The sequence below is a fragment of the Thauera humireducens genome (genome assembly GCF_001051995.2).
GTDB classification, from domain to species: Bacteria; Pseudomonadota; Gammaproteobacteria; order Burkholderiales; family Rhodocyclaceae; genus Thauera; species Thauera humireducens.
This window is the reverse complement of the sequence record NZ_CP014646.1, coordinates 2,570,470-2,592,203: the sequence shown is the minus strand read 5'-3', so window position 1 is coordinate 2,592,203 and position 21,734 is coordinate 2,570,470. Positions and strand designations below refer to the sequence as shown.

The 21,734-nt window shown below is 67.6% G+C and carries 17 protein-coding genes; 9 read left to right on the top strand and 8 right to left on the bottom strand.

Annotated elements, in window-relative coordinates; all coding sequences use genetic code 11:
• Positions 1-1,962, bottom strand: a complete 1,962-nt coding sequence (gene feoB, locus AC731_RS12155; RefSeq protein ID WP_048706397.1) for a ferrous iron transport protein B — start codon at positions 1,960-1,962, stop codon at positions 1-3.
• Positions 1,963-2,182: 220 nt separating this feature from the next.
• Here feoB and AC731_RS12150 point away from each other — a divergent pair, with 220 nt between their 5' ends.
• The 8 genes from AC731_RS12150 to AC731_RS12115 all read left to right on the top strand — a co-directional run bounded on the left by AC731_RS12150 (position 2,183) and on the right by AC731_RS12115 (position 9,703).
• Entirely contained in the window at positions 2,183-2,482 is a 300-nt protein-coding gene (locus AC731_RS12150) for a hypothetical protein (RefSeq protein WP_048706393.1), read from the top strand.
• 15 nt (positions 2,483-2,497) lie between these two features.
• Positions 2,498-3,109, top strand: a complete 612-nt coding sequence (gene rpsD / locus AC731_RS12145; protein ID WP_048706391.1) for a 30S ribosomal protein S4 — start codon at positions 2,498-2,500, stop codon at positions 3,107-3,109.
• A complete protein-coding gene (locus tag AC731_RS12140; RefSeq protein WP_004292424.1) occupies positions 3,106-3,405 on the top strand; it encodes a hypothetical protein in 300 nt (99 codons plus the stop codon). The genes rpsD and AC731_RS12140 overlap by 4 nt, the downstream gene beginning before the upstream one ends.
• 244 nt (positions 3,406-3,649) lie before the next feature.
• Positions 3,650-5,710 carry a TonB-dependent receptor plug domain-containing protein gene (locus tag AC731_RS12135; RefSeq protein ID WP_048706385.1) on the top strand — a complete coding sequence of 687 codons (2,061 nt, stop codon included), beginning with the start codon at positions 3,650-3,652 and terminating at the stop codon, positions 5,708-5,710.
• 1 nt (position 5,711) lies between these two features.
• A complete protein-coding gene (locus AC731_RS12130; protein ID WP_048706383.1) occupies positions 5,712-6,743 on the top strand; it encodes an ABC transporter substrate-binding protein in 1,032 nt (343 codons plus the stop codon).
• A complete protein-coding gene (locus AC731_RS12125; RefSeq protein ID WP_048706380.1) occupies positions 6,740-7,531 on the top strand; it encodes an ABC transporter permease in 792 nt (263 codons plus the stop codon). Before AC731_RS12130 ends, AC731_RS12125 begins: the two co-directional genes overlap by 4 nt.
• On the top strand, positions 7,528-8,394 hold the full coding sequence (locus AC731_RS12120; RefSeq protein WP_048706378.1) for an ABC transporter ATP-binding protein: 867 nt from the start codon (positions 7,528-7,530) through the stop codon (positions 8,392-8,394). Before AC731_RS12125 ends, AC731_RS12120 begins: the two co-directional genes overlap by 4 nt.
• A 13-nt stretch (positions 8,395-8,407) precedes the next feature.
• Positions 8,408-9,703 (top strand): NnrS family protein, encoded by a 1,296-nt coding sequence (locus AC731_RS12115; protein WP_237266527.1) that lies wholly within the window; start codon positions 8,408-8,410, stop codon positions 9,701-9,703.
• A gap of 40 nt (positions 9,704-9,743) precedes the next feature.
• Here AC731_RS12115 and AC731_RS12110 read toward each other — a convergent pair whose 3' ends face one another.
• From AC731_RS12110 to AC731_RS12080, 7 genes are all read right to left on the bottom strand, one after another.
• Positions 9,744-10,427 (bottom strand): Fe2+-dependent dioxygenase, encoded by a 684-nt coding sequence (locus tag AC731_RS12110; protein WP_048706375.1) that lies wholly within the window; start codon positions 10,425-10,427, stop codon positions 9,744-9,746.
• 38 nt (positions 10,428-10,465) lie between these two features.
• Positions 10,466-11,587, bottom strand: a complete 1,122-nt coding sequence (locus AC731_RS12105; protein WP_048706372.1) for an alpha-hydroxy acid oxidase — start codon at positions 11,585-11,587, stop codon at positions 10,466-10,468.
• A 58-nt stretch (positions 11,588-11,645) separates the two neighbouring features.
• Positions 11,646-12,821, bottom strand: coding sequence for a DUF1513 domain-containing protein (locus tag AC731_RS12100; protein ID WP_048706370.1), 1,176 nt, complete (start codon positions 12,819-12,821; stop codon positions 11,646-11,648).
• Between the two features lie 144 nt (positions 12,822-12,965).
• Positions 12,966-15,281, bottom strand: coding sequence for a TonB-dependent receptor (locus AC731_RS12095; RefSeq protein ID WP_048706367.1), 2,316 nt, complete (start codon positions 15,279-15,281; stop codon positions 12,966-12,968).
• Positions 15,282-15,748: 467 nt separating this feature from the next.
• Positions 15,749-17,161 (bottom strand): efflux transporter outer membrane subunit, encoded by a 1,413-nt coding sequence (locus tag AC731_RS12090; RefSeq protein WP_048710066.1) that lies wholly within the window; start codon positions 17,159-17,161, stop codon positions 15,749-15,751.
• A gap of 17 nt (positions 17,162-17,178) precedes the next feature.
• Positions 17,179-19,167 (bottom strand): MacB family efflux pump subunit, encoded by a 1,989-nt coding sequence (locus tag AC731_RS12085; RefSeq protein WP_048706364.1) that lies wholly within the window; start codon positions 19,165-19,167, stop codon positions 17,179-17,181.
• A complete protein-coding gene (locus tag AC731_RS12080) occupies positions 19,164-20,432 on the bottom strand; it encodes an efflux RND transporter periplasmic adaptor subunit (protein ID WP_156480710.1) in 1,269 nt (422 codons plus the stop codon). The genes AC731_RS12085 and AC731_RS12080 overlap by 4 nt, the downstream gene beginning before the upstream one ends.
• 283 nt (positions 20,433-20,715) lie before the next feature.
• Between AC731_RS12080 and AC731_RS12075 the strand changes: the two genes are divergently transcribed.
• Positions 20,716-21,711 carry a cytochrome-c peroxidase gene (locus tag AC731_RS12075; RefSeq protein WP_048706359.1) on the top strand — a complete coding sequence of 332 codons (996 nt, stop codon included), beginning with the start codon at positions 20,716-20,718 and terminating at the stop codon, positions 21,709-21,711.
• The last annotated feature ends 23 nt before the right edge of the window (positions 21,712-21,734 follow it).

Genomic DNA, 21,734 nt, shown 5'->3' with positions numbered 1-21,734 from the left:
TCAGAAGAACAGCCGCAGGCCGTGGTTGAGCAGGCCGCCGACGAGGAAGGCGGTGGGGATGATCATCGCCAGCATCAGCGCGGCGACCTTCATCCCCTGTTCCTTGACGATCATCATCAGGCTCGCAATGCAGGGCACGAACAGGGTGATCGTCACCATGCCCACCACCGCCTGCACCATCGACAGCTCGCCCTGGAGCGCGAACAGACCGCTGGCGCCGAAGTCGCGGCGCAGGAAGCCCATGACGAAGGCGGCGCTGGCCTCGGGCGGCAGGCCCAGCCAGCCTACCACCAGCGGCTTGCCGGCCTCGATGATCCACGGCAGCGCGCCGCTGCGGTCGAGCACGAACATGATCAGCGTACCGATCAGGAACAGCGGGATGACCTCGATCAGGTACCACTTGAGCCGTCCGCCGGTCTTCTTCAGTACATTGCCCAGCACCGGCATGCGCATCGGCGGCAGCTCGGTGATCAGCGGCACGCGCCGGCCGGGCACGACCTTGCTCGCCAGCCAGCCGGTGAACAGCAGCACCAGGACGATCGCCGCGACCCAGATCACCGTGGCGCCGAAGGAAATGCCGCCCAGCAGGCCGAGCACCACGCCCAGCTGCGCCGAGCAGGGAATCGCCAGTGCCATCAGGTAGATGGTGATGAGGCGTTCGCGCGGGGTGTGCAGGATGCGGGTGGTGAGCGTGGCCATGGTCACGCAGCCCAGGCCGAGCACCATCGGCAGCACTGCGCGGCCGTTGAGGCCGATGGCGGCGAACATGCGGTTGGCGATCACCGACAGGCGCGAGAAGTAGCCGGAGTCCTCCAGCACGCCGAAGGCGAGGAAGAAGGTGGTGACGATCGGCAGGATCAGCGCCAGCGCGTAGGTCATGCCCATCGTCCACAGGCCGTACTCGCCGACAAAGAGGTCGGCGAGCCAGGGCGTGGAAACGTGGCTGCGCACGAAGTCCGTCACCGCCGGGTTCAGCACTTCGCCGAAGAAGTCCTCTTCCAGCAGCCCGACCAGCGTACTGGCGCCGAAGTCGCCGACGAAGAGATAGACCGCATAGAGCACGCCGAGCAGCATCGGCCAGCCCCACAGGCGGTGCACTGCGACGCGGCCGAGCAGCATCGACAGCGTGCGGTCCTTGCCGCCGGCCTGCTGGGTGACGGTGCGTGCGAGGGCTTCGGCCGCGCCGCCGCGCTCGCGCGCGAGGCGGGCGGGCAGCGAGTCGCGACCGATGGCGGCGGTGAGTTCGGCCAGCGCCGCCCGCAGCGGCTCGCTGCCGGGCTGCGCTGCCAGCCAGGCCTCGACCTCGGGGTCACGGCCGATGGCGAGGATGGCCAGCCCGCGCGCGGCCAGGCGCGGATGCGGGCAGGTGCCGAGGATCAGCTGTTCGATGCGCACGATGTCGCGCTCCAGCACCGGGTCGTAGCGCAGCAGCGGAGCGGGCGCGGCGGCGCGCTGCAGGGCGTCGGTCAGGGCGGCGACGCCTTCGCCGCCGGTGGCCACCGTGGCGACGACCGGCACGCCGAGGGCCTCGGCCAGTGCGGCAGCGTCGACCTTCACGCCGCGTGCCTTCGCTTCATCGGTCATGTTCAGCGCCATCACCATCGGTACGCCCAGTTCGGCGAGCAGGGCGGTCAGATTCAGTGTGCGGCGCAGATTTTTGGCGTCGCCGACCTGGATCAGCGTGCGCATGTCCTCATTGAGCAGCGCGCGCATGGTCGCGCGCTCGTCGTCGCTGCGCGAGGGCAGGGCAAGCACGCCCGGGGTGTCGAGCAGCGAGGCCTCGCGGTGGAAGCGCGGCGCGGCACGCGACACCTCGACCGTGGTGCCGGGGTAGTTCGACACCGTGACGTAGGTGCCGGTGAGGCGGTGGAACAGCACCGACTTGCCGACATTGGGGTGGCCGACGAGGGCCAGGGTGCGCAGGGCGCCGGAGGGTGTGGCAAGCGAGGCAGCGTGGTGCATGGTAGGGGCAGAGGAGGCCGAGGTAGCAGATATCGTTAATGATAACGGATCTCATTAATTGCTTCATGATCTATCTCAAGTTTCGTGCTCGGTCCGAGTGCGCACCGGCATTCGATCCGTCGGCGGGCAGCGAAGGCGGGGCGCGATCTTTCATCACGTGTTGACAAGCCACAGTGCATCGATGATATTGCGAATCATTCGCAAATAAGAGAGGTGTTCCATGGCAAGGGATTCGACCCTCGAGCAGACCCGTCTGCTGACCGGCGTGCTGATGCACGTGTCGCGCTACCTCGATACCGGCTGTCCCCGTGCTGCGCACCGGGCGGGCTTGCTGCTGCGTTGCCTTGACGCCAGCGCCCTGGATCAGGAGCTGATGACATCGTGCGAACAACTCGACCAGGCGATATCCCATCCGCGACATCTCGGCTGCGCGAATGCAGTCGGCGATGCCTCGACTTCGAGTCGGCTTCGCTCGCGCTCTTCGCGCAGCTGCGTTTCAACCGCTTCATTCCCGAACTGATCGAAGGAGATCATCTTGTCCCGTTACACCGGCCCCCGTCTGAAAGTGATGCGTGCGCTCGGCGCCGAACTGCCCGGCCTGTCGCGCAAGCCGCTCGGTGAGCGCAACTACCCGCCGGGCCAGCACGGCCAGCGGCCGAAGCGCAAGTCGGGCTTCGGCGTGCAGCTGATCGAGAAACAGAAGCTGCGCTTCAACTACGGCCTCGGCGAAAAGCAGATCCAGCGCCTGTTCCGCGAGGCCAAGCGCGACCGCGGGCCGACCGGCGACAAGCTGCTCGAACTGCTCGAGCGCCGTCTGGACAACTTCGTGTTCCGCGCCGGTTTCGCCCCCACTGCGGTGGCGGCGCGCCAGCTCGTGCGCCACAAGCACGTGCTGCTCAACGGCCGCTCGGTGAATATCCCCTCGATCCGCATCAAGCCGGGCGACCGCATTCAGCTCACCGAGCGTGGCCGCCGAATTCCCTTCGTCGTCGAGACGATCGGCGAGCCTGCACTGACGCGGCCGGAGTGGCTGAGCATTGACGAAGCAGCCTTCGCTGCCAGCGTCACGCGCACGCCCTCGCCCGACGAGGTCCCGTTCCCGGTCGACGTCCAGCAGGTCGTCGAATACTACGCGGTGCGGCTGTGAGCGGCCTGCCTCCCTGCTGCGGCCAGGACTTCAGTGCCTCGCGCGAGTCGGCGCCGCACTACGGTACGCGACCCGAGCTGGCGCTGGCTGCCGTGCTTCAGCTGCTGTCGCGCTTTCCGGCGCGGCAGTCCCCCGCGCTTGCACGGGCCATTGTCGATCATCTGCAGGTGATCGGCGCCGATCAGCGCATTGCCGCCGAGGTGCGCGAGTGCGCGTCCAGCCTCGTGGAGGACTGGCGTGCGTATGCCTTGCTGAGCGAACAGCCAGCGGTTGAAGCCTCGCGCGTTTCGCACTGAGACGGTTCCGGCCTGGGGCGGGACCGTTCTGGAGATCCTGATGAGCAAGAAGTGCTGCAAGAAGGACAAGCCCTGCAAGGGCTGCCCGAGATTCAAGAAGTGATTTCGGCAAGCGAGCGCATGCAGATTTGATTGAAATCAAATAGGAATGATTCGCGTTTAAGTAAAGTTGTCTCACCTGATCCGAATCATCCCGGGCAAGCCAGCCGTCGCCAGCCAGCTCGACTACTCGATGGAGTTGTTTATGGAACTGCGCATGCGCGCAATGGCGTTGGCACTGCTGGGTGTCTCGTTCGCACCATCCCTGCTCGCCGCAGGTGAAACCGTGCTCGACGAGCAGGTTGTGACCGCCAAAGGCTACGCCGCCGACGTGCAGGAGACACCTCAGGCGATCGAGGTCCTGCGTCCGGCCACGGCGGGCGCCACGGTCGTCGGTGATCTGTTGCGAGGCAAGCCGGGGCTGGCGGCCCAGTCCGACGGTGCCTGGGGACAGAACCCGGTGCTGCGCGGTCTCAAGAAGGAGAGCGTCGTCGTCATGGTCGATGGTCTGCGTGTGAACTCGGCCCAGCCTCAGGGGGCGATCGCGTCCTTCATGGATCTCGGGCTGCTCGACCGTGTCGAGGTCGTCAAGGGGCCGGGCTCGGTGCTGCATGGCAGCGGTGCGATGGGCGGGGTCGTCAACCTGCTCACGCCCGAGGCCGCCTTTACCGCGGAGGAGCGCATGGGCGGCCGTGCCGGCGTGCGCTTCAGCAGTGTCGACAAGGGCGTGGCCGGTGCGCTGCTGGTGCAGCGTTCGAACGCCGATCACGCGCTGGTGCTGGGTGTGGCCGGGCGCGACGTGGATGACTACCGCAGCCCCGACGGGCGCGAGGACCGGACTGGCTACCAGTCCGACACCCTGCTGGCCAAGTATCGTCATCGCCTGACCGACGATGTCAGCCTGCGTCTGAATCTGCAGCGTCATGAGGACGAGGACGTGTGGTATCCGGGCTCGGCCCGCACCGGCGCGGGCATTCCGCGTCCGCTCGGCGTGGCGACCATCCATTCGCCCGAGCAGCGCCGCGAGCTCTACGAACTGGGCGTCGATGCGAAGCTCGGCGAAGGGCAGTTGTCGGCCGAGATCTATCGCCAGGAAGTGTTCCGCCAGATCCGTGCCCGCGGCGAAAACCTCGGTCGCGACTACGTGCGCAACGACGTCTCCTTCACGACCGACGGCGCGCGCGCCAGGTACGTGTTCCCGGTCGGCGGGGATCATCTGCTGACGGTCGGGGCCGAAACCTGGCGCATGAAGGGCGATCCCGAGCGCTACATGGACAACAACGCGCCGTTCTTCAACAACAACGTGCGCAACGATCCGTTCTCGGATGGCGAGATCGAGGCGGTGGGCGTGTTCGTGCAGGACGAGTTCGCGCTTGGCGCCACCCGCATCGTTGCCGGACTGCGCTACGACCGCGTCAGCGGTGACGCGGCGCAGAAGGGGACGGGGCCGTCGGCCCAGACGACCGGCCTGGACAGCACGGACAACAACCTGTCGTGGTCGCTCGGGGCGGTCCATCCGCTGACCGACAATCTCAACGTCTACGCCAACGTCGGCCGCGCCTACCGCGCCGCGGACATGCGTGAGCGCTTCGAGGATTCGGCGCGTGGCGACGGCTACTACCACGTCGGCAACCCGCAACTCGACCCGGAGGTCTCGACCAGCTTCGAACTCGGCCTCAAGGGCGCAGGTGCCGGGCTGAACTACCAGCTGGCGGCCTTCTACACGCGGATTGACGACTACATCGCCGGACGCATCACCGGTGCGTCCCATCCGGGCACGGGACTGCCGCTCAAGCGCACCGAGAACCTCGACAAGGTCACGATCTACGGCGTCGAAGGCAGTCTCAGCGCGCCAGTGGGCGCCTACGTCGCCGATGCCGGCTTCACCTGGCTGCGTGGCAAGAACCATCAGGACGACGAGCCGCTGTACCAGACGCCGGCACCCGAGCTGACGCTGGGCATCGGCCAGCCGGCCGAGCGCGGCTTCTACTGGCGCGCGCAGCTGCGCGCGGTGGCCGATCAGGATCGCATCGCGACGAAGTTCTCCAATGGCACCGAGGACGCGACCTCCGGCTTCGTCACCGCCGACGCCGAACTGGGTTGGCGTTTCGGCACGGTCGGCGCCTTCGACGCGGCCACGCTGGCCGTCGGCCTGCACAACCTTGCCGACAAGCGCTACCACGAGCACCTGACCGATGGCGTGTCGGGCCAGGAGCTGGCGGCGCCGGGCCGCGGCATCACCTTGAGTCTTTCCGGGAGTTTCTGACATGCAGGCACCACGCCCACCCTTGCCCGGCTGGAGCCGGATCCTGTTGCACGCGTGCGTGGTGCTCGCATTCCTGATCGTGACCGGCACCGCCGACGCGCAGAAGCTGCCCAGGCTGACGCTTGCGGGCCCGTCGGCGGCGGTGTCGAATCCGCTGATCCACATGGTCGACTCCGGTGCGCTGGCCGACGTTGCCGAGGTTGTCGAGTTCGTGCCCTGGCGCGACCCCGACCAGTTGCGCGTGATGGCGCTCGACGGCCGTGCCGACGTCCTGGCGATGCCGACCAACGTTGCCGCCAACCTCTACAACCGCGGCGCGAAGCTGCGGATGCTCAATGTGTCGACCTGGGGCGTGCTGTGGCTGGTGTCGCGCGACCCGGCGCTCAAGTCGCTTGCCGACCTGCGCGGCAAGGAACTGGCGATGCCCTTCCGCGGCGACATGCCGGACATTGTGTTCCAGTTGCTCGCCGAGCAGCAGGGCCTGGACGTCCGCAAGGACCTGAGCCTGCGCTACGTCGCCAGCCCGATCGACGCGATGCAGTTGCTGGTGATGCGTCGCGTCGATCATGCGCTGCTGGCTGAGCCGGCGGTGTCGATGGCGCTGCGCAAGACGGGCTCCTTTCCGATCAGCGTCATTGCGCCGGAGCTGCATCGCAGTGTGGACCTTCAGCAGGAGTGGGGCCGGGTGTTCGCACGCGCCACGCGCATCCCGCAGGCCGGCATCGCGGTGATGGGGGCGTTGCGCGAGCGTCCGGACGTGGTTGCACGCATCGAGGCCGAATACGCCCGCTCGCTGGCCTGGTGTCGGGCCAACGCGGAGGCCTGTGGCCGTGGCGTCGCCGCCCGCATCGACCTGCTGACGCCCGAGGCGGTGGCCGACTCGATCGCGGTCAGCCAGATGGACGCGGTGCCGGTGCAGGCCGCGCGCGCCGAACTCGAGTTCATGTTCGGCCAGCTGGTGAAGAAGAATCCGGCGCTGGTCGGCGGCAGGCTGCCCGATGACGGCTTCTATGGCGGAGCCGCAAAGCCATGAGCCTGCTGCGTGCCTGGCTCGCCGGTTTGCCTGCGTACCTGTGGAGCGGCTGGGGGGCGATCGCCAGCCTGTTCCTGCTGCTGGCCGCCTGGGAGGCGGTCAGTCTGGTTTACGGCCCGCTGGTCATGCCCGATCCGCGTTCGGCCTTCGCCACGCTGTGGGGCCTCATCGACAGCGGCGCCGCCTGGCCGGAGCTCGCCGCCACCGCACGCCGTGCGCTCTCGGGCTATGCCCTGTCGGTGCTGGGCGGCAGCGTGCTCGGTCTCGTCGCCGGGCTGTCGATGACCGCGTCCATGATGTCGCGCCCGCTCGTCACCGTGCTGATGGGCACGCCGCCGATCGCCTGGCTGGTGCTGGCGATGCTGTGGTTCGGCGCCAGCGACGGCACGCCGGTGTTCACCGTGTTCGTCGCCGCCTTTCCGGTGATCTTCATCGGCGCGCTGCAGGGCACGCGCACGCTCGACAACCAGCTGCGCGGCATGGCCGAGGCCTTTCGCCTGCCGCGCCGCATGATGTTCCTCGATGTCTATCTGCCGCATGTGGTGTCCTACCTGTTTCCGGCCTGGATCGCTGCGCTCGGCACGGCCTGGAAGGTGGTGGTGATGGCGGAACTGCTTGCCACCCAGGACGGTGTGGGCGCAGCGCTGGCGGTGTCGCGCTCGCATCTCGACACGGCGGCCACGATGGCCTGGATTGCCGCGGTGGTCGGCCTGCTGCTGGCCGTCGAGTACCTGGTGCTGGAGCCGGTCAAGCGCGAGGTGGAGCGCTGGCGGGAGCAGGGCGCATGAGCGGCGAACTGCGCGTCCGTGGCCTGTCGCACGCCTTCGCGCGCGACGAGGTGCTGGCAGGCATCGACTTTCGCGTGTGCGCGGGCGAGGTGGTGGCGCTGGTGGGTCCCTCGGGCTGTGGCAAGACCACCTTGCTGCACCTGGCGGCCGGCCTGCTGACGGTGCAGGAGGGCGAGGTGTCGAACCGCTTTGGGACCACCGCCTTCATGTTCCAGCAACCGCGCCTGTTGCCGTGGAAGACGGCAATCGACAACATCGCGCTCGGCCTCAAGGCAGTCGGCGTCGGGCGCGACGAACGGCAGTTCCGCTCGCGCGAACTGGCGCTGCGCCTGGGTCTGGCGCATCGCGACCTCGACAAGTTTCCGCACCAGTTGTCGGGCGGCATGCAGAGCCGGGTGGCGCTCGCGCGCGCGCTGGTGCTGGCGCCCGATCTGTTGCTGCTCGATGAGCCGTTCTCGGCGCTCGACGTCGGCCTCAAGGAAGAGCTCTACCGCCTGCTGCTGGCCCAGCAGGCGGAGCGCGGCATGGGGGTATTGATGATCACGCACGACCTGATGGAGGCGGTGAGGCTGTCGGACGCGATCCTGGTGATGGCGCCCGAGCCCGGGCGCATCGTGTGCCGCTTCGCGCTCGGCCAGCCTGCGGCGACCCGCGACGATGCCTGGGTCTATCACCATACCGCCGAGTTGCTGCAGACGGCGGCGGTGCGCGAGAGCTTCGGATTGCCGCCTGCCGTGGTGGCCCCTGCAGCCGGCCTCGCGCCGCAGACCGGGGCGGCGGCGCGTCCGGCGTCGGGTCTGCGTCTGGTCGTGCCGGCCGAGCCGGTACTGAGCGCGCGCGGTGGCGCGCGTTGCGGCGGCTGAGGAGCACGCAGCGATGTTTCATCCCATCGACCACGAGCCGTTCGGCCGGCTGTTCGACCGGCTCGCGGCACGGCCGCTGTTCATGTGCGGCTTCCGCCCCTTCTTCCTCGCCACCGCCCTGTGTGCGGTGCTCCTGCTGCTGATCTGGCTGGGCTTTCTCGCTGCGGGGCTGGGCGTGCCGGCCGTGCCCGGCGGCGCGGTGGTGTGGCATGCGCATGAGCTGATGTTCGGTTTCGGGCTCGCGGCGGTGGCCGGTTTCCTGCTGACCGCGGTGCCCGAGTTCACCGCCACGCCCGCCTTCGGTCGTCGCACCGCACTCGGCATGTTCCTGCTGTGGACGGCTGCACGCCTGGCGTTCTGGCTGTCGGGAACCCTGGGGCTGACGGGGGCGGTGCTGGCCGCGGTGCTCAACGTGGGTTTTCTAGGTGCGCTGATTGCGATCGTCGCGCCACGGCTGTGGCGCGACCCCGAGCGGCGCCATCTCGCCTTCCTGTGGGGGCTGGGTGCGATGTGGATCGCGCTGGCCGGCTTCCATGCCGATGCGCTCGGCGGCGCGTATCCGATGCGCTGGGTGCGGGTCGGCGTCGGCGTGATGATGGTGCTGATCGTGGTCGCGCTCAGCCGCATCTCGATGCGCATCGTCAACGATGCGCTGGATGCCGAGCGATTGCGCCGCAATGGCGGCACGTCCCGCCGTCATGCTGAGGACGACGAGCTGCCCGACTATCGTGCGCGCCCCCCGCGGCGCAATCTCGCCATCTTCGGCGTGGCACTGTACACCGTGGTCGAGTTCGTGCTGCCCGGCTCGGTCATTGGCGGCTGGGTGGCGCTGGCGGCCGCGGCGGCGGTGTTGAACCTGCTGAACGACTGGCATGTCGGCCGCGCCCTGCTGTCGCGCTGGGCCTTCATGCTCTACGCGGTGTATTGGCTCATGGCAGCGGGTTACGCGCTGATCGGCCTATCCCTGCTCGGCGCGCCGGTGATCCCCAGTGCGGGACTGCACCTGCTGACGGTCGGCGCGATGGGCGTGTCGATCTTCGGCGTGCTGTGCATCGCCGGACGCACGCATGCGGGCCATGAACTCGATCTGCGGCCCTGGGTGCTGGTGGCCGCGGCCGGGCTGGTGGCCGCCGCGCTGGCACGCGCGGCATCCGGCCTGCCGGGGATGCCGGTGCTCGGCCTGCAAGCGGTGAGCGTGGCCGCCTGGGTGCTGGGCTATGGCCTTGCAGCTCGCTACCTTGGCACGGTGTTCGTCGGTCCCCGGCCGGATTCGGGGACGGGCTGCGAGGAAGTGCTCAGCGAGGCGTAGGACGGGGGACAGTGGGCGCTTGTGGCCCAGCTGCCCTGATTCAGGGCTTCGCCCAGCGCCGCAGCAGATTGTGATACACGCCGGTGAGCCGCAGCAGGTCGGGGTCGTCCTGGCGTCCTGAGGCGGTCAGACCCCGGATGGATTGATCCAGATCGTACAGCAGCGTGCGTTCGCCTTCGTCCTGCACCAGGCTCTGAATCCAGAAGAAGCTGGCGATGCGCGCGCCGCGTGTGACCGGCGTGACGCGATGCAGGCTGGTCGAAGGGTAGAGCACCATGTCGCCCGCCTCGAGCTTCACCGTCTGCACGCCGAACGGACCTTCGATCTCCAGTTCGCCGCCTTCGTACTCGTCCGGCTCGGCGAGGAACAGGGTGGCCGACACGTCCGTACGCACGGTAATGTCGGTGCCCGGCACCGTCATCAGGGCGCTGTCGACGTGGGCGCCGTAGGTGCCGCCGCCGCGGTAGCAGTTGAACTTGGGCGGGTAGATGCGCTGCGGCAGGGCGGCGGAGATGAATTCCGGGTGGCTCCCCAGCTTGCGCAGGATGTGGTTGCCGAGGCGGGTGGCCAGATCCGAGCCGTCTGCCAGTTGCAGGTTGCGCTTGACCTGGCTGGCGAGCGTGCCCGCGGTCTTCAGCCCGTCTTTCCACTGCGCCTGGTCGAGGTGCTGGCGGAACTGGCGGACTTCATCCTTGGTGAGGACCTTCTCGATCGAAATGAGCATGATGTGAATCGCGTACAGGACAGGGTTTGGACTGAGTTTCAGGCGTGGCGGTGGGTGACGCAGTCCGCCGTGATCTCCGGCAGTGTGGCGCAGCCGGCGAGTGCCATGCACAGCTCCAGTTCTTCGCGCAGCAGCTTCAGCATGTGAGCAACACCGAGCGCGCCGGCAACGGCCAGGGCGAAGACCTGCAGACGCCCGACCAGCACCGCGTCGGCGCCAAGCACCAGCGCCTTGAAGACGTCGCTGCCGGCGCGGACGCCGCTGTCGAGCAGGACGGGGTAGTCCGCACCGACCGCGGCGCGCACGGCAGGCAGCGCGTCGAGGCTGGCTGGCACGCCGTCGAGGGCGCGGCCGCCGTGGTTGGAGACGATGATCCCCGCAACCCCGGCCGCCTTCAGCGCCAGCGCGTCGTCGGCCCGCAGCACGCCCTTGACGATGACCGGCAGGCGGGTGTGACGCATCAGCCAGTCGAGGTCATCCCAGGTCGGCGCCTCTCGCATCAGGCCCTGGAAGATGCGGCTCTGGCCGCGCTCGAGTTCGACTGGTGGCGGCGTTGCATGATGGATGAGGTTGCCCGGACGCACCGTGTCGGGCATGCGGAAGCCTGCCCTCTGGGCGCGCAGGCTGGGACGCTGCACGGCCGCGTCGAGGGTTACGACGAGTGCGCGGTAGCCCGCAGCCTCGGCGCGCTGGACGAGATCGAGCGTGCTGTCGCGCATGGGCTGGAAGTAGAGCTGGAACCACTTCTCCACGCAGCCTTCCCTTGCGATGTCTTCCAGCGGCCAGGACGACAGTGTGCTCGCGACCAGGCAAGTGTCGGTCGCCTCCGCGGCGCGTGCGCTGTCGAGTTCGCCCCGGGGGTGAGCCAACGCCTGAAAGGCCAGTGGGGCAAGCAGGATGGGGTGGTGCAGGGACTGGCCGAGGAGCGTGAGGCGCGTGTGCCCTGTGGTAACGTCCCGCAGCAGTCGCGGCAGGATCTGCACGCGTTCGAAGGCCTCGCGGTTGGCGCGCAGCGTGGCTTCGAAGCCGCTGCCGCCGGCGATGTAGGCGTGGTGCGTGGCCGGCAGGAAATGCGCGGCAAGGGCCTCGTAGTCCTGTGCGCACAGGATGTCGGATGGAATCCGCGACAGGGGCGCGTGCGGCGTTGTGGTGTCGTTCATTCGATATGCCTTGCAGGGGCCGGGGCGCCGCCGACGGCAGGCTCTGGCACCCGGCGGATCAGGCTTCCTCGATCAGAATCCAGTGATTGTCGAGCGCCATCGGCTCCGGCCACGCGAGCAGGTTGGCGGGGGCGCTCGGATGCCAGCGGCCCAGTCCGTAGGCGGTGGCGACCAGCACGCCGCCGCCGTCCTGCGGGCCGTGCCAGCCGGTCAAGGCATAGGACGCCTTGAGCTGCACGATGGGCCGCATCCTCTCGGGCAGGCCGGGGTGCCACAGGTTGGTGACGTCGGCCTGGTGGCTGGAGAGCGCGAAGCCGTCGTGGAGTGCCGGGGCGATGTCGCCGGCGTAGCCGATGCCGTCGTTCTCCTGTGTCGGGATGCTGAGGTGGTCGCCATCGAACACGGCCAGGATGGGGGCGCGACGACGGTCGGCCTCGAGGTCGTGCTCGGCCTGCATGGCGATGCCAAGCAGGGCGTCGCCATCCTGCGGCGGGCGGCTCCAGGCCATGTGGCGTAGGCTCAGCCGTGGGTCGTCGACGCGCCAGTGACCGAGCAGGGCGCCGTTGGCGGTGTCGATGCGCACGAGCGAGGCGTCCATGCGGTGGAGGTCGACCTTCTTGTCGCTCAGTGTGCGCGGAATGCCGCCATTGGCGACGAACAGGTGGCCCTGGGCGTCGAGCAGCAGCTGGTGCGGGTCGAGACCGTGGGTGTCCCATTCGGCGAGCTTGCGCAGGTTGCGGCGGTCGCGCACGCCGATCCTGCCCTTGCCGCTGCGGAAATCGGTTTCGGTGGTGTACAGGCGCTCGCCATCCGCCGAGGCGATGACATGGCCGCCCAGGCGGCACATGCCTTCTTCCTGCACGTCGATCTGCTGCACCACCTTGCCCTGCGCATCGCAACGCAGCATCCAGGTGCCGGGCCGGGCACTGCACACCAGCAGCCCGCCGCCGGGCTCGGCCATCAGGCCGTGAGGCCGACTCGGTAGCGGCACCGCATAGCCGAAGGCGAGCTTGCGCGCTTCCCAGTCTGCGACCAGGGTGCCGGCGAAGTTCGGGTCACGCTCGCGCGGACCGCGCCAGGCTGCACCGATGACTGCGTGGGTTCCGCCCGGATTCGCCTGGACGAGGCGAGGGAAGGTGGTGCCGGCGATGCTGGCCGCCAGGGCCTGCAGGGCGCGTCGGCGCGAGAGGTGGAAGGACTGCGGTGTGAGTTGGTGAGCGGACTGGGCGTGCATGGACGATTCCAGAAGGTGACGAACGTGCCAGCCGACCCATTCGTCTCCGCAATGGGCCAGACAATGGGTCAGGCGAGCCCGTCCGCAATGAAGAAGGCCGGGCGGCGCATTGACGCGCGACCCGGCCGGACGAAGCGCTAGGACTTAGAAGTCATAGTTCAGGGTCACGCGGGCGTTGCGTGCGTCACCCTTGTACAGGAAGGAACCCGACTGATAGGCGGCCGTGTAGTAATCCTTGTCGGTCACGTTGCCCACGTTCAGGCGCACGTCCATGTTCTTGTTGATGCGGTAGTTGGCGAACAGGTCGAGCACGGTGTAGGCCGGGATCGGGTTGCTGTACTTGCCGGTGGTGGCGTCGAATCCTGCTGCCGTATCCGGCTGACCGGCGTACTTCTCGCTTTCGTACTTCACCGCGCCGCCGAAGGAGAACTTGTCAGTCGCCTGGTACTTGAGCTGTACGTACGCACTCTTGTCCGCGAAGTTGCTGAGCGTCTTGCCTTTACGCGAGGGGGTTGCGGACTTGAGCACCTCGGCGTCCATGATGGCAATGCCGGCCTGGCCGGTCAGTTTGTCTGTGATCATGCCCGTCAGGCCGAGCTCGATGCCGCGCACGCGGTTCTCGCTGGAGTTGAAGGTACCGGTCGCCTCGTAGCCATTGCCTTCCATGACGTCCGACTTGGTGATCTGGAAGACGGCAGCGGTCGCCAGCAGCTTCTCGCCCATCAGGTTCCATTTCGTACCCAGTTCGATCAGCTTGGTCTTCTCGGGCTTGGCCGAGCCGGGAATGAACCCGCCATAGCCGGCGTTGGTGCCCACATCCGACTCGCCGCCGTTGATGTCGCTGGCGGTGGCGTAGCTGGCATACACGTTTGCGTCGGGACGGAACTTGTAGGTCAGTCCGATATGGCCGTTCCACAGGCTGTCGGAGGTGCTGTAGTCGGTGCGCGCGAAGGTCGTTGTGTTCTGCGTGCCGAGGTCGTAGTCGAAATGGTCCCAGCGCAGGCCGGCGAAGGCTGTCCATTTGTCCGAGAGATCGACAGTATCCATAGCCGATAGCGAGATCGTCTTCACGTTCCAGTCGCTATCCCACGCGCCCTTGGTGACGTTGCGGTTCATGATCGTATCGATGCCGTTGAGCAGGGCGCCGCTCGCATCCGTGATGCACCAGCCCGAGGAGACGCCGCCCCGGCCGGGGGCCATGCAGTTTTCGCCCGAGTTGGCGACGTTGTAGACCCCGTTCAGCACGCTGTGATCGGAGTACTCGACACCGAGGATGAACTCATGCTTCAAGCCGCCGATTTCGCGATCGAGATGCAGGTTCGTCTGATTGACGAAGTATTCGACCTCCTGCCAGCCCTGATGGGTACTGAGGCTGATGGTGGGTGCGCCCGCGCGTGGATCGCTCGCGGCGAACACGTTGGCCCGCGCGCCGGTGACGACGTAGCCGTTGTCTGTCTGCCCGAAGCGAGTCAGGTTGGTGATCCGTGTGTCCCGGTCGAACTGATATCGCAGGCGGGCGGTGAGAGTGTCGATGTCCGAGCTCAGGAAATCCTGCTTCTGCGCATAGACGGGGACATTCTTGGCCGGCTTGCGGTTCGGTACCGTCCCGACCAGGAAACCGCCCATGTCCGGGTTGTCGTCCGCGTCGAGGCCGTAGTAATCGAGCGTGATGTCGAGGTCGTCGGTCGGGGTCCAGAAACCGGACAGCGCCAGGCCCTTGCGCTCGCGGTCGGTCGGGGCGCGGTCGGGCACTTCCTCGTAGCCGTACAGCAGGTTGGCACGCACGGCGAGGTCTTCGTTGACGACCTGGTTGGTGTCCAGCGTCAGACGGGTGTGCTTGTCGGTGCCGAAGCCGGTCGACAGGCGGGTGTAGGAGTAGTCGGTGGTGGCCTGCTTGGTCACCGAGTTGACCGCGCCGCCCGAGGTGCCGCGGCCGGCGAAGCTGGAGTTCGGGCCCTTGGAGATTTCGACCTGTTCGGTGGCGAAGCTTTCGCGGATGGTCATGCCGGGGTCGCGCAGGCCGTCGACGAAGACGTCGCTGCGGGCCTCCTGGCCGCGGATGATGTAGCGATCGCCGAAGGCGTTGCCGTTCTCGCCGGTGCCGAGAGTGATGCCGGGCTGGGCGTCGAGGATCTCGCGCAGGTCGGTGTAGCCGGAGTCTTCGATCTGGGCTTTGGTCAGGACCTGGATGTTCTGGGCCGTATCGGCCAGCGCACGCTTGTGGCGCTCGTCGCCCGAGTATTTCGCCTTGTAGGGCACGCCCGGTTCGGCATTCGGATTGGCTTCGAGCGCAGTGCTGACGACGTTGACGGTCTCCAGCTTGGATTCGTCGGCGGGTTTCTGCTCCTGCGCGATGGCGGCCATCGGCATCAGCACGGCAGTCGACAGGCCAAGGGCAATGGCGGCGGGGCGCTTGCGCAGCGATGCGGGCTGCCTGGCGTGAGGGTTCTTCATGGACATCGAGTTTTCCTGATCACGGGTTGCGAGAACGTTCGGGTGATCAGCCCTGGCCTGGCGGGGATGTCGAGTCCGTGTTCGCCGAGCGGCTCACGCCGGCACGGCTGGCCGCATGGCGTGGGTGCTCGCGTCGAGCGGGAAGACGGCGAACAGCTCGTGGCGTGCGCCGTGATCGGACGTACGGATCCCCGGGTCAAGCGATGAAGGGCTGGCTTGGCTGGCTGATCCGACGTCGCGGAGTGGCTGGCTAGGGCGGGAAATCGATCGTGTGGCGAAGCGCAGACGACCTATCCCACCTCTGCTGTTGCAGATGCTTACTATTCTCAGTAAGAGAGCTGCATGTGTCAACGCGACTGAGAAGGGTTCGCATTAATACAACACGCAAACCATCGCTATGTGCGTGGGCCGGATGGCTGAGGAGTGTGCCGGATCAGTACCGGGCAGTGCTCGGCCGTGGCAGCCGCTTCGGGCTAGCCGTCGCTCGGCGCCTGCCAGCCGCCACCGAGCGCCTTGTAGAGGTTGACCGCATCCGTCAGCCGCGCCAGTCGCAGTTGCGCCATCTGGTCCTGCGCGGAGAACAGCGTGCGCTGTGCATCCAGCACCGTCAGCAGGCTGTCGGCGCCCTCGCGGTAACGCAGTTCCGCCAGGCGCAGGCTGCGCTGCGCTTCGGCCAGGATCTCGCGTTGTGCGGTTTCCTGGTTGGCGTCGCGGGCGCTGTCGGCGAGTGCGTCCTCCACTTCCTTCAGCGCGGCGAGCACGGTGCGGCGGTGGGTCTCGACCAGCTCGCGCTGGCGTGAGCGCTGGATGTCGACATCGGCAGCGAGACGTCCGCCGTCGAAGATCGTCTGCAGGAGCGAGGCCGACAGCGACAGCACGCTGTTGCGCCCGACCAGCGACAGCAACTCCGCGCTGCTGGTTGCAGCGCCGGCCGACAGGCTGATGCTGGGCAGCAGGGCTGCGCGCGTCGCGGCAACATTGGCGGCGGCGGCGGCGAGGCCGGCTTCGCTCGCGGCGATGTCGGGACGACGCAACAGCAATTCGGACGGGAGCCCGGCAGAGACCGCGGGCACTTGCAGTCCGGCGAGTCGCTCGCCGACGATGAAGCCGGCCTGCGGATTGCGCCCGAGCAGGATGGCGAGCGCCGAGCGCGTCTGGCGCAGCGTGACCTCGAGCGGCTCGATGGCCTTGCGCTGGTTCAGCACCGTGCTGCGCTGCTGGCTGAGCTCCAGCGCCGAAGCGGCACCGTTGTCGTAGCGCGCCTGCACCACGCGCAGCACACGTTCAGCGATCGCGAGGTTGTTGCGCGCGATGTCGACGCGTTCTGCCAGCGCCAGGCTCTGGAACCACAGCGTGGCGACGTTGGCCACCATCGACAGGCGCGCCGCGTCGCGGTCGAAGCGCGTCGCTGTGAGGTTGGCGCGGCTTGCGTCGCGGCTTGCGGCCAGGCGGCCCCACAGATCGACTTCATAGCGTGCGTTGAGGTTGACGCTGGTCGAGCCGGATTCGTCCCCTTCCGCGCTCTGCACACCGCTGCCGCCGGCGAGCGACAGCGAGGGTAGCAAGGAGGCGCCGGCCTGGCGCAGCGCCAGTTCGGCCTGTACCACGCGCTCGGCCTGGATCAGCAGGTCGGGCGCGGCGAGCAGGGCTTCGGCGACCAGCGCGTCGAGCTGCGGCGAGCCGAAGTCCTGCCACCAGGTGTCGGGAAGCTTCGCTGCGGTGCCGGATGCGGCCTCGGACCAATGGTCGGGCAGCGCGAATTCAGGGCGCACGACCGGCTCTGTGATGGCGCAGCCACCCAGGACGCCGGTGGTCAGAAGGACGAGTGCGACGCGCTTTCCGGTGGTGGTGCGGCTTGCGTTCGAGCGGGCGTGAATGGGGTGCATGTTCGGGGGGTTCTGTTTCATTCCGACGCCAGGGCGACGACGGGATCGAGCCGGGCGGCCTTGCGTGCCGGCAGGTAGCCGAAGATGAGGCCGGTGAGGAAGGCGCAGCTGAAGGCGAGCACGACCGGCGTGAGCGAGTACTGCACCGCAGTGCCGAAGCGCGCGATGATCGCCGCGCTGCCCAGCCCGACCGCTACCCCGATCAGCCCGCCGACGGCGGACACCACCAGCGCTTCGATCAGGAACTGCTGCAGGATGTTCTTCATGCGTGCGCCGGTAGCCATGCGGATGCCGATCTCGCGCGTGCGCTCGGTCACCGACACCAGCATGATGTTCATGACGCCGATGCCGCCCACCAGCAGCGAGATCGCCGCCACCGTGCCGAGGAGGATGGTGAGCGTGTTCTGCGTCTCGGACACGGTGTCGATCACCGAGGCCATGTTGCGGATCTGGAAATCCTCGACGCCGTGGCGTGCCAGCAGCAGGCTCGTGACCTCGGCCTGGGTGTCGTCGATCTGTGCGACGTCCTCCACCGCCACCGTGACGTTGCGCAGGAAGCGCTGGCCGGTGATGCGCAGGCTGCCGGTGGTGTAGGGCACGAACACGATGTCGTCCTGGTCCTGCCCCCAGGGCGTGGCGCCCTTGGGCGTCATCACGCCGACCACCTGGAAGGGGATGTTGTTCACCAGTACGAACTGGCCGATACCGTCACCGGCCGGGAACAGGGCCCTGGCCACCGTCTGCCCGAGCGCGGCGACCGTGGCGTAGCGCGCCTCGTCTTCGGCGCTGAAGAAGGTGCCGGCGGCAGGCGCCCAGTTGCGCGCCACGACGTAGTCGGCCGAGGTGGCGTTGACGCTGGTGCGGTGGTCGACGTTGCCGGTGCGCACCGTGATCGTGCCCCCTTGCTCGGGCACCGAGGCGAGCACGTTCGGCAGTTCGGCGATGGCCTGCACGTCCTCGATCACCAGCGTCGCGGGCGCATCCCGTCCGCGGGTGTTGGGCGCGCCGGGGCGGATCGTGAGCAGGTTGGTGCCCATCGCGCTCACCTGGTCGATGACCTTCTGCTTGGCGCCGTCGCCGATCGCGAGCATCGCGATCACCGAAGCCACGCCGATGACGATGCCGAGCAGCGTCAGGATGGCGCGGAACAGGTTGGCCCGCAGCGCCCGCAGCGCGGTGCGGGTGGCCTCGACGACATCCGACAGTTGCGAGGTGCGATCGATGTGCGGGGCGAAGTCGGGTTCGGGTTCCTGCGACCGCCGCGGGCCAGGGTCGGATACGATGCGCCCGTCGCGGATCTCGATGATGCGCTGGGCCTGCTCGGCGACCTCGCGCTCGTGCGTGATCAGCACGATGGTGTGGCCGGCTGCGGACAGCTCGCGCAGCAGCTTCATGACCTCGGCGCCGCTCTTGCTGTCGAGCGCGCCGGTCGGCTCGTCGGCGAGGATGATGCGACCGCCGTTCATCAGTGCGCGCGCGATCGACACGCGTTGCTGCTGACCGCCCGAGAGCTGGTTGGGGCGGTGGTGGACACGTTCGGCCAGCCCCAGCGTCGACAGCAGTTCGGACGCGCGCTGGTGGCGTTCGTCGGGCGGCATGCCGGAATACACGGCCGGGACCTCGACGTTCTCGCGCGCGGTGGCGCCGCCGATCAGGTTGTAGCTCTGGAACACGAAGCCGAAAGCCTCACGCCGCACCCGCGCCAGCGCGTCACGGTCGAAGCCGGCGACGTCCTCGCCCATGAAGCGGTAGGTGCCGCTGGTCGGACGGTCGAGGCAACCCAGGATATTCATCAGCGTCGACTTGCCCGAACCGGAGGCGCCGACGATCGCAACGAACTCACCGGGGTAGATCTCGAGGTCTATGCCGTGCAGCACCTGGGTCTCGACCTCACCGTTGCGAAAGCTGCGCGTGATGCCCTGCAGTGCGATCAGCGGCGCCGTGGTGGTCGACGCGGGCGTGGACGACGCGGTCGAATCCAGCGGTGGAAGACGTTCGGCCTTCATAGTCTGGGCGGCATCTGCGGACGGTTGCTGCTTTCGGCGCCACTGCTGCCAAGGCCGGCGACGACGCGCTCGCCGTCCTCGAGGCCTTCCAGAACCTGGGCCTGCACCCGGTTGGATACGCCGATGCGCACCTTGCGTTCCTCCAGCACGCCGCCCGCGTTGAGGACCTTGACCGTGCCGCCCGAAAGTGGGGCGCGCGATGTGCCAGGGCGCGGACCGCCAGTGCGACTGGCGCCAGAGGCTTCGCCGCCGCCGTTGTTCGAACCGCTCGCGCCACCGCCGGTGCGGGTGCCGCCGGCCGCCGGTGCGGGCCGGATGGCGCCCTTAGCCAGCGCCGCCATCGGCACCAGCAAGGCATCCTTCGCCTGGGCGACGACGAAGAAGACCTGCGCCGTCATCTGCGTCATCAGCAGGCCGTCGGGGTTCTGCACGTCGAACAGTGCGTTGTAGAGCACCACGTTGTTGGTCACGGTCGGCGTCGGTTCGATCTTCTCGAGTCTGCCCTGCCAGCGCTTGCCACCACCGCCCAGCGTCGTGAAGTAGGCGTCCATGCCGAGCTTCAGCCGGCTGATGTCCGCTTCCGACACCTGGGTCTGCACCGTCATGGTGTTGAGGTCGGCTACGCGCAGGATCACCGGCGCCTGCTGGTTGGTGTTGAGCGTCTGCCCCTGGCGGGCGGTGATCGACACCACGGTGCCGCTCATCGGCGACAGGATGCGTGCGTATTGCAGGTTGGCTTCGTCGGCGCGCAGCGTGGATTCGATCTGCTCGATCTGGGCCCCGAGCGCCTCGAGCTGCGCCTCGGCCGACTTGGCGCTCGCTTCGGCGGTCTGCAGGCTTTCCTTGGTGGTCGCGTCTTCGGCCATCAGAGCCTGCTGGCGGCGCAGCTGGATGTGCGCCAGCGTGAGTTGCGCCTCGCGCTCCTTCAACGATGCGCGCAGGTTGCGCAGTTGCGCGCGCGAGGCGTCGACGCGTGCCCGATAGACCGTGGGGTCGATCTCGGCAAGCAGCTCGCCTTCCTTCACCTCGCTGCCGACCTCGACGTGGATCTTCTTGAGCTGGCCGGAAACCTGGGCGCCGACATCGACGTAATCACGTGGCTGCAGCGTGCCGGTGGCGGTCACGAGGTCTTCGACATCGCCGCGCTGCACGGTGGCGAACTGATAGGCGGCGAGTGGATCGGTCCGTCCGACCAGCTGCGGCCAGGCCAGCCAGGTTCCGGCGCCGGCAAGACCGAGCACGATGAGGACGAGGCTGGTGCGCAAGCCGCGGCGTGGGGATCGGGCTTCTGAAGAGGCTGTGTTCTGGTTCATTGTGGTGCGTGGAAGGTTCGGAAGAGCCGGTGCGTGGCCTCTGGAAGACAGCGCGCCAAGCATAGACGTTCGTCGGGGAGGGCTTTGTATCGTAATGAAGCCACGGACCGGCCCGCGCATGACTTCTGATCTGGATCAAGAAAGCCGGCTGCAGGCGCGGGTCTAATGGGGCTCAAATTTAGATCGAGTCTAAAACAGTCTTAAAACAAGGCTTCAATCAAGCAAGGAGAGCACCATGAAATTGAAGGCGATTGCGATTGCTTCCGCGCTGGCCGTGGCCGGCACCGCCTGGGCCGCGACGACCCGCGACGAGCCGATCCAGCCGATCCAGCCGGCGCAGGTCACCAATCCGGCGCTGGTCGAACTGGGCAAGAAGCTGTACTTCGATCCGCGCCTGTCGCGCTCGGGCTTCATTTCTTGCAACTCCTGTCACAACCTGTCGATGGGCGGCAGCGACAACCTGAAGACCTCGATTGGCGACAAATGGCAGCAGGGGCCGATCAACTCGCCGACCGTGCTGAACTCCAGCCTGGCCGTGGCGCAGTTCTGGGACGGCCGTGCGGCTGACCTGAAGGAGCAGGCGGGCGGTCCGATCGCCAACCCGGGCGAAATGGCCTTCACGCACGACCTGGCCGTCGGCACGCTGCGCACCATCCCGGGCTACGTGGCCGAATTCAAGTCGGTGTTCGGCTCGGCCGACATCAACATCGACAAGATCACCCAGGCGATCGCCGCCTTCGAGGAAACGCTGGTCACGCCGAACTCGCCGTTCGATGCATGGCTGAAGGGCGATGACAAGGCGCTGAACGACCGCGAGCTCGCCGGTTACGGCCTGTTCAAGGAAAGCGGCTGCGTGGCCTGCCACAACGGTCCGGCGGCGGGCGGTACCTCGTTCCAGAAGATGGGTCTGTTCGAGCCGTACAAGACGAACAACCCGGCCGAAGGCCGCGCGGGCGTCACCGGCAAGGATGAAGACCGCATGAACTTCAAGGTGCCCACACTGCGCAACGTGGAGCTCACCTACCCGTACTTCCACGACGGCGAAGCCGCGACGCTGGAACAGGCGGTGGAGCTCATGGGCCGCCTGCAACTGGGTCGCAAGTACAGCGAACAGGAGATCTCCGACATCGTCGCCTTCCTGAAGACGCTGACCGGCGACCAGCCGACCTTCGTGATGCCGATCCTGCCGCCGTCGTCCAACGCGACGCCGAAGCCGAATCCCTGGCAGTAAGCCTTGCTGTACGAACCCGGCCG